The sequence below is a fragment of the Bacillus sp. MMSF_3353 genome, from assembly GCF_030733445.1.
GTDB classification, from domain to species: domain Bacteria; phylum Bacillota; class Bacilli; order Bacillales; family Bacillaceae_G; genus Bacillus_A; species Bacillus_A wiedmannii.
The window spans coordinates 120862-132474 of the sequence record NZ_JASHJA010000004.1 but is presented as its reverse complement, the minus strand read 5'-3'; the positions used below and the strand labels follow the sequence as shown (position 1 = coordinate 132474).

Annotated in this window: 11 protein-coding genes; 6 read left to right on the top strand and 5 right to left on the bottom strand. The window is 35.0% G+C overall.

Annotated elements, in window-relative coordinates:
• The first annotated feature begins 149 nt into the window (after window positions 1–149).
• Complete coding sequence (locus RBB48_RS11530; protein WP_087984191.1) at window positions 150–482, top strand: DUF3895 domain-containing protein; 333 nt, start codon at window positions 150–152, stop codon at window positions 480–482.
• A 99-nt stretch (window positions 483–581) separates the two neighbouring features.
• On the opposite strand, the gene RBB48_RS11525 is transcribed toward RBB48_RS11530, so the two are convergent.
• Complete coding sequence (locus RBB48_RS11525) at window positions 582–1289, bottom strand: DNA alkylation repair protein (RefSeq protein WP_088064009.1); 708 nt, start codon at window positions 1287–1289, stop codon at window positions 582–584.
• Window positions 1290–1638: 349 nt separating this feature from the next.
• Here RBB48_RS11525 and RBB48_RS11520 point away from each other — a divergent pair, with 349 nt between their 5' ends.
• Window positions 1639–2097 carry a hypothetical protein gene (locus RBB48_RS11520; RefSeq protein ID WP_088064008.1) on the top strand — a complete coding sequence of 153 codons (459 nt, stop codon included), beginning with the start codon at window positions 1639–1641 and terminating at the stop codon, window positions 2095–2097.
• A 184-nt stretch (window positions 2098–2281) separates the two neighbouring features.
• Here the strand turns inward: RBB48_RS11520 and RBB48_RS11515 are convergent, their stop codons facing one another.
• Window positions 2282–3514, bottom strand: coding sequence for an MFS transporter (locus RBB48_RS11515; protein WP_306007668.1), 1233 nt, complete (start codon window positions 3512–3514; stop codon window positions 2282–2284).
• Between the two features lie 225 nt (window positions 3515–3739).
• Here RBB48_RS11515 and RBB48_RS11510 point away from each other — a divergent pair, with 225 nt between their 5' ends.
• Window positions 3740–4321 carry a TetR/AcrR family transcriptional regulator gene (locus RBB48_RS11510; protein ID WP_088064006.1) on the top strand — a complete coding sequence of 194 codons (582 nt, stop codon included), beginning with the start codon at window positions 3740–3742 and terminating at the stop codon, window positions 4319–4321.
• Window positions 4322–4402: 81 nt separating this feature from the next.
• Here RBB48_RS11510 and RBB48_RS11505 read toward each other — a convergent pair whose 3' ends face one another.
• From RBB48_RS11505 to RBB48_RS11495, 3 genes are read right to left on the bottom strand one after another with little or no spacing between them, the layout of a single operon-like run.
• The gene (locus RBB48_RS11505) at window positions 4403–4849 is read right to left on the bottom strand and encodes a DUF7832 domain-containing protein (RefSeq protein ID WP_063220963.1); all 447 of its coding nucleotides are present in this window, start codon (window positions 4847–4849) and stop codon (window positions 4403–4405) included.
• A 26-nt stretch (window positions 4850–4875) separates the two neighbouring features.
• The gene (locus RBB48_RS11500; RefSeq protein WP_088064482.1) at window positions 4876–5178 is read right to left on the bottom strand and encodes a contact-dependent growth inhibition system immunity protein; all 303 of its coding nucleotides are present in this window, start codon (window positions 5176–5178) and stop codon (window positions 4876–4878) included.
• A 49-nt stretch (window positions 5179–5227) separates the two neighbouring features.
• Entirely contained in the window at window positions 5228–5707 is a 480-nt protein-coding gene (locus tag RBB48_RS11495; protein WP_063220964.1) for a hypothetical protein, read from the bottom strand.
• A gap of 430 nt (window positions 5708–6137) precedes the next feature.
• Here RBB48_RS11495 and RBB48_RS11490 point away from each other — a divergent pair, with 430 nt between their 5' ends.
• From RBB48_RS11490 to RBB48_RS11480, 3 genes are all read left to right on the top strand, one after another.
• A complete protein-coding gene (locus tag RBB48_RS11490) occupies window positions 6138–7919 on the top strand; it encodes an S-layer homology domain-containing protein (protein WP_306007756.1) in 1782 nt (593 codons plus the stop codon).
• Window positions 7920–8250: 331 nt separating this feature from the next.
• On the top strand, window positions 8251–8997 hold the full coding sequence (locus RBB48_RS11485; protein ID WP_306007667.1) for a DnaD domain-containing protein: 747 nt from the start codon (window positions 8251–8253) through the stop codon (window positions 8995–8997).
• A gap of 79 nt (window positions 8998–9076) precedes the next feature.
• Window positions 9077–11467 (top strand): penicillin acylase family protein, encoded by a 2391-nt coding sequence (locus tag RBB48_RS11480; RefSeq protein ID WP_306007666.1) that lies wholly within the window; start codon window positions 9077–9079, stop codon window positions 11465–11467.
• Window positions 11468–11613: the final 146 nt, after the last annotated feature.

Genomic DNA, 11613 nt, shown 5'->3' with positions numbered 1-11613 from the left:
CGTATATTTGGTATAATCGAAACATACTATATGAAACGATGTACATGAGTTTGACATTTACGTAATAAGGTAAGTACTACATAATAATAACTACGCTATAGAATTCAGTTCATGTTATACAAATCAATCGTTAGAAAGGAAAAGAAGTAATGAATCAAATTTCATTTGAAGATTTATTTGAAGAAGAAAATAAACCAGAAAAGGTGGAGGTAGCTGATATACCAGTACCTTTATCGCCATTGCAAAAAGATATATTGGAATTAGTGGATTCTGAAGAAATAAGTACACTTGAGCTATGTGAACAATTAATACGATCCGGCAAAATATCAGATGAAAGATTCACAACGAATAAGCCGAAAGCATATGGACAAGTATGCTTAGTATTAGAAGATTTTGTTAAAGAAGGAAAGCTTATTTTTGTCAAAAGCGATGAGAAAAGAGATAGGGTTTATAAATTAAAAGAAGAAGTTTCTAACATATAAGTTGTCCAGAGGTAAATGAATGTTTTCTAAGAAGAGAGTTCAGTAGTCAAAGAAAAAGGTGGTATCAATCAAGAAAGATTGATACCACCTTTTTCTTTTTTAACATCTTACATACTTACGTTTGAAACCAAGTCTGCCTCTATCAAGTTCTTTCTGAATACTTTCGGAAGCATTTAGCAAACTGCTTTTTTTATTATCACGTTTTACTTCAACTATACCAACTTCTTTTGCAATCTCGACTGCCTTTTCGTGTAGTGGCACATATGAAATTGCTACAGTGTTTAGAAAATTATTCATAGCGGATTTTGTTCGTTCTGGTGAATCATGGATCGTATTTTTTACCATTTCAAGCATAGTGGAAATTTTGCTTTCAGAAAACTCATTGTCTTTGCGATTTCCTAAAAGCCAGCAGTAGCAACTCCAGCCCGCTGACATTCGTAGCTCGTCTCCACTTGCAATCCATTTATCAGCAACATCTTGTGCAATATTTGATTCTGATAAAGTTACTGCCACCACATAATCGGACAACATATAAAAATATGCTCCGTCTATCCAGCGATCAAAATCAGACTCACTCATAGCTTTCGGATCTGCAATAATGCCTGCAAAATACATAGCATCGTAGTTGCCTGTCGCATACAGTTCTTCAGCTAACTCTTGGTTTAATTTTATTTTTTTAGCGATTGGTTTCATAGCGCCTGTAGCTACGCCGAAAACTGGCTCGTGCGCACCGTTAGATATGTATATTTTTTTCGTTCTTTCCTTACCGAGGGATTCAAGCTCTTGCATAACTGTTTTTAAATCCATAGCTGTGCACTTCCTTCCTTCATATAAAAATCAGTTTAATTGCGATCATCTAGTTTAACTTTTTTATCATGTTTTCCATACTTCCTAATTTTAAATCTTATGTGAGTAGGATGTCTACTTTCTATAATTTATCGATAATTCAGTTAGTGATTTTGAAAGTCTAGCTATCTATAATTGTAAGGGTACTATATGAAAGTAGACGGGAAGGAAATACAGAAGTATAGCTTTTTACATAGATTGTTGGGATGAAAATAATATTTTACCTTTGGCTCTTTCTCGGTATTATCATGTTATTATTCGAAAAGGGAATAAATAGAATTTAAAATTAAACATGTGAGGTTGGTTATAAGTGATAAAGAAATTTACTAGAGTAGTATTAACTGCAATAATGCCAATTGGTATTATTGCGGGTTGTGGAAATACTGAAAAAACTGAAGCAAAAGAGCCGAAAGCGGTACAATCGGAGAAAAAGGATTATACGGATTACTCGTATGGAAGCAAAGGTATAGTAGTAAGCGGCAAAGCGAAAGAACGTCAACAATACGAGGTTGGATATATGGATGACAATAAGTTAATTGGAATTGATGAAAATATTGAGGATTGTATTATTTTAGATAATAAAGATGAAGCAGGTCTCGTTTGGAAACAAATAGAGCGTGGGTCTATTATTGAAGTGCAATATGGTAAAGACCGCAATGATATTGTAGGCGTACAATTAGTAGGAGATCGTGAGCCATACGAAATTAGTGATAAGTTTGATCGGAATACGATAAACGAGATTGTCGAAAACGTTAAAGGGAATTTGTAATAGATGTACTTCGCTAGTATAGGATTTAGTATTATAAAATGATGAATCGCATATGTGAAAATTTAGAATCAACGGCATTTTTTATATGAAAATGCCGTTGATTTGTGTTAAAAAGTAAATGCTATTCTATAGTCTTGTAGAAAAACACGTATGAAACATAAATGAATTATTCTTCTTTTAGCTGTTATGATCGCCGTAAGGTTATTATCCAAAATAAAAGAGCACAAGCACTAACAGATACACCTAATATGCATACTCCATCCCAACCATATTTTGCATACGTATTTGTTGAAAGAATTGCACCTGTTGCACTACCGATAGAGTAAAAAATCATGTAACTGGCAGTGAGTCGACTTCTCGCTTCAGGACGCACTGTGAAAAGCATACTTTGATTGGTGACATGTACAGCTTGCACCGCTAAATCTAAAAGGATAATTCCGAAAAGTAGTAATAATAGAGAATGGTTAATAGATTTAATTAGGAGCCATGAAAGTACTAATAATGATAAGGCTATGCCAGTTGTTCTTTGTCCGAATCCTTTATCAGCTAATTGTCCAGCTTTAGTAGCAGCTAATGCACCTGCAACTCCAGCAAGGCCGAATGCGCCAATAGCTGTATGAGATAGATTATGTGGTGTAGCACTTAGAGGTAATACTAAAGAAGTCCATAAAATACTGAATGAAGTAAAAATGAGAAATGCTAGTATTCCGCGAACGCGTAAAAGTCGTTCTTCTACAAATAATAAGAGAACAGAGTGTATTAATTTTCGGTAAGACATAGTTGTCACTTTTTTAAGTTTAAGAGTTGGTAAGTTCCGGTGTAACAAAACAGTTACGAAGAGTAAAAGAATAGCGGAGGTGAGATAAACGGATCGCCATCCAGCTAAATCTGTTAATGTGCCTGCAAATGTACGAGCAAGGAGAATACCTATTACAACGCCACTTGTAACGAAACCTACTATGCGTCCACGTTCTGCTGGATTAGCTAAAATTGATGCATATGCGACGAGTGTTTGCGTAACCGTTGCAAGAATACCTACTAAGGCCATACCTATAAAAAGTACGGTGCTTGAGGAAGCGCACCCGATTATAATTAAAGCGAAAACAGATAAAAGCATTTGGAGAATTATTATTTTCTTTTGGTTTAATAAATCACCAAGTGGAACTAATAAAAGTAAACCGAGTGCATAACAAACTTGAGTAATAGTAATCACAATACCGATAGTTGAATGACTAATCTTAAATTCATTTGACAATGAATCAAGTAGTGGATGAGCGAAGTATATATTTGCTACAGCCATCCCACAAGCGATTGCGAATAATAGAGTCATATAGCGAGACATGGTTGCATGAACAGGTGGATGTATCTGAGTGTGAGTATGTTTTAGAATGGGCATCATTTTTTCTTTACTATTCATAAAAACAGCTCCTTTTTGCATTACTTACAAATAATGTACCGAACGGTATGTTATTTGTAAGTAAAATATAATCTCGAAGAAACATATATGTCAAGTTTATTTTGAGTTAATTATAATTTTTTTGACATGTCGTTTATAATCTAATACGATATATAACATACTGATTGGTACATAAATGACGATGTGTAATCTTAATAACTAGATATAGAAAGGATATGGTTTTAAATGGCACGACTACGCGAATTTGATGAAGAAAAAGCTTTGGATGCTGCTATGCAACTTTTTTGGGAGAAGGGATACGCAGCTACTTCATTAAGCGATTTAACTGCAAAAATGGAAATACAAAAGCCGAGTTTATATTCAGCCTTTGGTGATAAAGAGGGTTTATTTGAAGCGGCATTAAGGAGATACACAAATTTACATGCGGCTAATATACGAACAAAACTTCAAAACGAACAATCTGTAAAAGGAGCAATTCGGACGTTTTTTGAAAATATGGTGGAAGAGGAATATAAAAAAGAGTTCAGTAAAGGTTGTTTTTGTATTAACACAATGGTTGAACTTGCTCCTCATAATGAAAAATTTGAAGTACTGACTAGAGAACATCAAATGTATCTTGCAGTTATTTTTCAAGAATTAATTACGAAGGGAATACGATCAGGTGAACTGCAAAGTGATTTGAACGCTAAAGCATTAGCGCAAACATTAGTCACGTCCTTAATTGGATTAACAGTGTTAATGAAATCACGTCCAGAACGTTCCGTTATAGAAAATTCGATATCGATAATAGTATCGTTAGTAAAATGATCTTTGGGCGAGGTGTTAATCAGCAAATTAGATATTAAGAAAGTCGATTCCTTATTAAAATAAGAAATCGACTTATTATAATTATTTATTTTGTAAGTTGTCTTTCCAAAAATTATAGCTATTATCAATAACGTTTTTTAATTTGAAATAGTTTTCCCAAGTATCTTGCACATGGTAGAGAGTTTCGCCTTCGTCTATAAAAACATCACTGTAATCATTTATATATTTCCAGTCCTCGTCATGGTTAAAGTAGTACTTTGCGAATTGGTTGCCCTCATCATTTAACATGTCGTCTGCTAAAACGCCATCCCAGTTCATATAAATTTCTGTGCCAGTCATTTGTTTAAGTTTAAACTGATTAATTTCGTCTTGAGACTCTTCTTCAAATTCTTCACTAAATAAATTATGTTCAAGTATCCATCCTAAAAACATACCAGTATGTACAAAAGCTTGATCAATTGGTAAGTCCTCAGGGAAATCACCTTGATAATGGTACTTCGCTTTATCATAAACGATCGTATTTAACAATTAGGTCATCCCCTTTAATGTATAATCTAATAAACTTGTATGGTTTGTTTTAATATTTCAACTATGTTTTCAAGCCATTCTACCGGTGTGATTTCTAGCCCTTCAAAATATATCCCATCTGCTGAATATCGAATGTACGCTTGTTTTTCTTCAATGCTATAATCATTTTTTAGAAATTTAGATAGAAAAACAATAGAGTCTTGTAAATATTCCTTGTGTGCCTCTTCTAATAATTCTTTAAGTGCTTCTTCGTAGAAAGTATCTTGATGGAAAGTGCCAGCTAGAAATTGGAAAACTTCATCATCTTCCATATTTTCTATTCGTAGCATACTCATACTCATCCTCCTTGTTTCGTATGTAGTGATATTTCACAATTAATTAATCTAGAATAATTAATTGTGAAAATAAACTTTCTATGTCTTTAGCATCTTTCTTGAAAAATTTAAGTATGCGTGCCATAACGTAGTAATTTTCCCCGCCACGCTCTGATACTAGAACATTCTTTTCGTTTTCTTTTGTCACTTCATTTTCTAATACAGAGTAGATGTGTTTGAAATCGCCTTTTTCAAATACTACACAACATGTTAATAATGCTATGCTGTAGTAATAGCCAATAACATCATACATAGCAAATTGATTGTTTGGCATTAAATCTAATTGGTAAGAGTGTACTGTATTGGCAACGAGTCTAGTTATTCCTTCAGATTCAATAAAAGGTTTCATACGTAAGCAGTGATTTTTATTTAGTGGTGCATGAGCAAAAGATTTTAACTTATTAACTAGTTTCTTTACAATTTTTTGGTCTTCTTCATTTAATGTATCAATATTAGTGAGTAAAATATGAGCAATTTCTTCCATATAAAAACTCCTTTCAATGTAAAAAGATGACAACTATATTATAACGAAAAATTGAAAAGCTTAGTATTTTCAAATAGGGAAATTACATTAAATCAGGATCTAATTAATAGATACATAGTATTTATGAAAAAACGTAAAGGTCCTTCTTGGTGAAGAAAATCAGTAAAAGGTATCCTAATCTATTTTTTGAGAAGTAGTAGTGTGTAAGGGGATAAGTGTTTTTGACGGCAATTGCAATTGGTTATAAAATAATGTCTGTTAAGGGATTTTATAGAAACTATCATTCACCTGCTGGGGGTAAAATGAAGTGTTTATAAAAAGGCGAAATAAACATATTTTTATACATAGTAGATTCATAGTCTTTCACTAATGAGAAAATAAAGGGAGGTTGAGATACTTACACGAACAGTGTAGGGTATCGATTACAGCAATGAAAAAAATTATAAAAAAAAGAGTAATTGCACTATCAACAAGTTTAGTAATGTTAGGGAGTGCACCTTTAGCGATATCAGCAGAAGAGAGCAAAAACCTTCAAACGGATCAACTTCGTATCGCACAAGGGGAACGTGGAACGAGTGGATTAAGTTATTCTCATTTCAATCTAGAAACTCCTGATCACATGCAAATTAACGAAGCAGAAGTATCAGAAAACGAGAAAATACTTCTAGAAGAATATAAGCATAAACATGATGAAACAGAAGAACTAAATAAAATGAAGGAAGCTAAAAAAGGTCAAGTAGCAGAAGATGAAGCTATTTCAAACATTGAAAAGGCATTTGAACATGTAGACGGCCGAAATGATGGTTCTACTCGCGAAATGAAGCCGGTTGAAAAGCCAAGAGCTATTCAGTATAGTGCATCGATGACTACAAAGAAATATGGAACACTTGCAGGTACTCCATTTGTAGAGTGGATTGTTCCAGCAGGAAATCCTGATATTCGCCCTGCTAATCCGATGAAAGCACGCTACATTACAATTCACGAGACTGCAAACACAGCCCGTGGTGCGAATGCTGAAAATCATGCGAAATATTTGTATAAACAAGCAACGGAAGGTACGTTCCGAACAGCTTCATGGCATTTTACTGTAGACGACAAACAAATTTATCAGCACTTACCAACAAATGAAAATGGATGGCATGCAGGAGATGGCGATGGCTCAGGAAATAGAGAGTCTATCGGTATCGAAATTTCAGTTAACCAAGATGGAGATTACAATAAAGCGTTAGAGAATGCAAAGAGACTTGCAGGTTATTTAATGAACAAAGAAGGTATTAGTGCGGATCACATTTACAGGCATCAACAATGGAGCGGAAAAAACTGTCCTGATATTTTAATTTCGCGTGGGAATTGGACTGGCTTCGTACAAAGTATTCAATGGTATGCAAATGTTAATGCGCAAATTGACTCGCCTTTACAAGAAAGAGATGAGCTATTTGATTCAAATGAATATAATCCAGCTGAACCTAATATGGAGCTTGTAGTGAATGGTGACGGTATAAACGTACGTAGTGGCGTAGGACTTGAGCATCATATTGTTCGTAAAGCTTCAAACGGAGATCGTTACAAAGTGTTAGCAGTTAAAAATGGTTGGTATAAAATAGGAAATGGAGAGTGGATTTTCTATAATCCAAGTTGGATTAAAATTAACTACAATGTACCAAAAGAAGAAGTACAGAAGCCAAAAGATGATATTACAGGTGGATGGTTTGAGGGACATATTCGTAAACTACACAGTCTAGGTATTATGAATGGAGAAGGAAATGGTGTATTTGCGCCTTATCGTAATGTAACGAGAGCTGAGTTTGCGACATTAATCTCAAATGCTCTTAAACTACCAGAAGGAAATAAGTCATTTGTAGATATTAACGAAGCGCATTCATCACTTCATGACGGTATTAAACGTAGTGCAAGTGCAGGAATTATTAACGGTCGTGGCGGAGGGATTTTTGACCCAAATGCGCCAATTACTCGTGAAGAAGCATCTATCATGATTGACAACGCATTACAGTATAAAGGTGTTACAGGTGAATTAGTCGCATTACCATTTAGGGATAAACATTTGATCACATATAAACAGCCTGTTCAACGATTATACAGCTTAAAGGTAGTTACTGGTGTTGGAAATAATGAGTTTAATCCTAAAGGTACAACAACTCGTGGCGAGGCAGCTGCTTTTTTAGTGAAGATGTTAGACTCTATGCAAAAATAAAAATGGTATGTAAAAGTTTGTACTGATGCAAGAAAAAGTAATAAGGATGTTAAAGGAGCTATCCAAAATGAAAATTTGGAACAGCTCCTTTTTATTTTAGCCCCTATGAAGCCCCTTCCAAGCCCCTCATAAGCACCTACCAAGTAATAAATCACTAAGAAAAAACAAAACAAAAACAACTATAAGAACAAAAAAGCGCGAAAAAATAAAACCGGCGTTGTAGTAGTTAAAAAAATTTGGAATTCAAATGCAAAAACAAAGCCCTCATTCCTATATGTATATTGAAGGGGTGAATTCTGCCTTTTTATGAATAAAAGGAGGAGGGAAATATATGGCGGTGTACCGTAATGTGCAGGTGGACTTTTGGCAAGATGAATTCATATTAGATTTAACGCCAGAGGAGCGTTATTTTTATATATATTTGTTAACTGGTACGAAAACAAAGCAATGTGGAATTTACGTATTACCGAAGCGTGTGGCAGAACTGGAAACAGGCTACAGTATGGAAACTGTTGAGAAGCTGTTAAATAGATTTGTTGAATACGGAAAGATTTTATACGATGCGGAAACGAAAGAGTTATACATACTAAATTGGCTACACTATAACCCTATTTTAAATACAAATGTAGAGAAGTGTGTGTTACGTGAGTTAAAGACTGTAAAAAATAAAGAGTTCATACATATGTTTTTACGTAAATGTCTTGAAGAAGAATGGAAGATTCCATTGTTATTGCAGCATTTTGGTATGCCGAAAGAAGAGGATAATAGTAGTTTACAAGAAGTTGTTGAGGAGAAGGAAGAAGAGATAGAAGAGACAGAAGAGGATACGTCGCATAGTGAAGTTTATAAGTTTTACAAACAAAATATAAGTAGTCTATCTCCATATATCGTGAAGGAATTAAAAGAGTGGATACAAAAAGCTTCAGGAGAGACAGTACTAAAGGCACTTAAAGTTGCGTTTGAACAGAATAAGCGAACGTTTGCTTATGTGAAGGGGATTTTGAGGAATTGGTGTAAGAAAGGGCGGGGAGATTTCAGTGGAAGAAAGGAAGGAGAAGTCTGTTTACATGATCCATAGCATAAGAAAAGATGGATTTTTCCTATTCTAAAAGGTTCTTTCAAAATAGAAGCGAATAGTTTGAGAAAGGAGGGGTTATATGGAAGTCGTCATAAAGAAGAAACGAACTAGAGGGAAGAAAATTTTTATTTGGTCTAGTAGTATCGTTCTTTTGGTAGTTATTTGTACAGTGATTTTTTTGAACATATATACGCTTAGTTCTGTGCCAAAGATAGATGGGACGATAAAGCTAGAGGATTTACAACATGCTGTTCAAGTAAAGCGAGATAGTAAAGGGGTACCTCATATTAAAGCGGAAAATGTACATGATTTATATTTTTCGCAAGGGTATGTACAAGCGCAAGATCGTTTGTTTCAAATGGATTTAAGTAGAAGGCAAGCTTCTGGGATGTTGAGTGAAGTTGTAGGGGAAGCAGCTGTTGATCGAGATAAATTGTTTCGAACACTCGGTTTACGACGAGCAGCCGAAGCGTCTGTTAGTCAATATGACGGGGAAGCGAAATATGCCCTGCAGTCATTTGCTGATGGGGTGAACGCTTTTATACGCGAGGCGAAAGAGGAAAAGAAATTGCCAGTTGAGTTTACTATATTAGGATATGAGCCTGCTGAATGGTCTATTGTTGATACGTTAACGATTGGAAAGTATATGGCGTTTGATTTAGGTGGACATTGGCACGGACAGGCGTTTCGATATTGGGCGCTGAAAAATTTGCCGAAAGAGCAAGCAAATGAGCTATTTCCTACATATCCGAAAGATGCGCCTAGATTGCTAGCTGAACTGAAAAATACAAATGTGGACGTAGCACAAAGTTTTGCAAAAACGATCATTCCTCCAGAGTTTAATGGTAGTAATAATTGGGTCATAAGCGGTGAGAAAAGTGCGTCTGGTAAGCCAATCTTAGCGGATGATCCTCATTTATCTCTTGCGACGCCTTCAATTTGGTATCAATCGCAACTCGAAATGAAAGATTTACATGTGAGTGGTGTTATTTTCGCTGGAGTACCGGGTGTTATATTAGGTCACAATGACAAAATAGCATGGGGCGTTACGAATACAGGTCCTGATGTGCAAGATTTATATATTGAGAAGCGAAATCCTAATAATGAAAATGAATTTTTGTATAACGATAAGTGGGAAAAAGCTACAGTTGTTGATGAATCTATTAAAGTAAAAGGCGGGAAAACAATTCCGTATAATGTGACGGTTACGAGGCATGGTCCAGTTATTTCAGAGTTTGCGGATAAAGGGAAAGAGAAAACGAAAACTGTATTCGCTTTGAAATGGACTGCTTTGGAGCCTTCCGCTGAATTAAAGGCTGTATTAAATATGAATAAAGCGAAAGATTGGAATGAGTTTGAAACGGCACTTCAAGATTTTCATACTCCAACTCAAAACTTTGTATTTGCATCAAATGACGGCACAATTGCGTATAAAGCGAATGGAAATATACCAGTGCGTAAAAAAGGTGATGGAAGTTTGCCAGTGCCAGGGTGGACAAATGAATATGAATGGGAAGGGTATATCCCATATGATCAACTTCCAAAAGTAATAAATCCAAAACAAGGGTTTATTTCAACTGCGAATAATAAAATTGTGGATGATAATTATCCGTACCATATTAGTAATACGTGGGCACAGCCATATAGGCAAATGCGTATTCAAGAATTTTTACAAGAGAAAGAAAAGTATACGGTGAAAGATTTAGAAGAGTTACAGATGGATCAAAAAAATTTATACGGGAAAGAATTTGCCCTTATATTTTTAAAAGAGTTAAATAAAGCATCTTTAAATGAAGTAGAGAAAGAAGGCGTAAAACAATTAACAAAGTGGAATTTTTACGATAGTAAAGATGAAGCGGCACCATTACTATTCCATTTGTTAATGAAAGAGATTTCGAATACGTTATTTTCAAAAGAAATACCGAAAGATGTGATGGAGTTATTTGAAGGGAAGTCACAAGTTGTTGATGAATTGATTCGAAAAGAAGTAGCGGGAGAAAACGGCGCTTGGTTTACGAAGTACGGAGGCTTCACAAAAGTTGTGCATACATCGTACGAAAATGTAATGAAGAAACTGCAGAAGGAATATGGCCCTGATGTTGCGGAGTGGAAGTGGGGCGATTACCATCAACTGGCGTTCACACATCCAATTTCAAAATCATCTAGTATGCTAGCACTACTTGCATTTAATCGTGAAAAACCAATTCCAATCGGCGGAAGCCAAGTTACCGTTCAAGCAGCGAGTTACGGAGAAAATGGTATTGTAAATCACGGAGCTTCTTGGAGATTTGTTATTGATACAAAAGATATGTCAAACGGTTATCATATTGTAGGACCGGGACAATCTGGACATTTTAGAAGCGATTGGTACCATGATCAAATAGATGATTGGGTAAATGGAACGTATCATACGACTACATTGAATACGGAGGGGATAGAGGGGAAAGTGTTAACTTTAGAGCCGAAGTGATAATATTTCCACTGATTAAAAATTATAAATTAGAATATAACCCAGTTCTTAAATGATTTTAAAAGCCTACTATCAGTTAAGTGGATAGTAGGCTATTTTATAGGATAAGATTCAATAATTTTATTATGACAAAACAGTAAGTGTTT

Excerpts from the sequence above, each read along its gene's own strand:
- RBB48_RS11485 (WP_306007667.1), top strand. The coding sequence starts at position 8,251 with ATGGCGGTGTACCGTAATGTGCAGGTGGACTTTTGGCAAGATGAATTC.
- RBB48_RS11510 (WP_088064006.1), top strand. The coding sequence starts at position 3,740 with ATGGCACGACTACGCGAATTTGATGAAGAAAAAGCTTTGGATGCTGCT.
- RBB48_RS11500 (WP_088064482.1), bottom strand. The coding sequence starts at position 5,178 with ATGCTACGAATAGAAAATATGGAAGATGATGAAGTTTTCCAATTTCTA.
- RBB48_RS11490 (WP_306007756.1), top strand. The coding sequence starts at position 6,138 with ATGAAAAAAATTATAAAAAAAAGAGTAATTGCACTATCAACAAGTTTA.
- RBB48_RS11480 (WP_306007666.1), top strand. The coding sequence starts at position 9,077 with ATGGAAGTCGTCATAAAGAAGAAACGAACTAGAGGGAAGAAAATTTTT.
- RBB48_RS11515 (WP_306007668.1), bottom strand. The coding sequence starts at position 3,514 with ATGAATAGTAAAGAAAAAATGATGCCCATTCTAAAACATACTCACACT.
- RBB48_RS11525 (WP_088064009.1), bottom strand. The coding sequence starts at position 1,289 with ATGGATTTAAAAACAGTTATGCAAGAGCTTGAATCCCTCGGTAAGGAA.
- RBB48_RS11495 (WP_063220964.1), bottom strand. The coding sequence starts at position 5,707 with ATGGAAGAAATTGCTCATATTTTACTCACTAATATTGATACATTAAAT.
- RBB48_RS11530 (WP_087984191.1), top strand. The coding sequence starts at position 150 with ATGAATCAAATTTCATTTGAAGATTTATTTGAAGAAGAAAATAAACCA.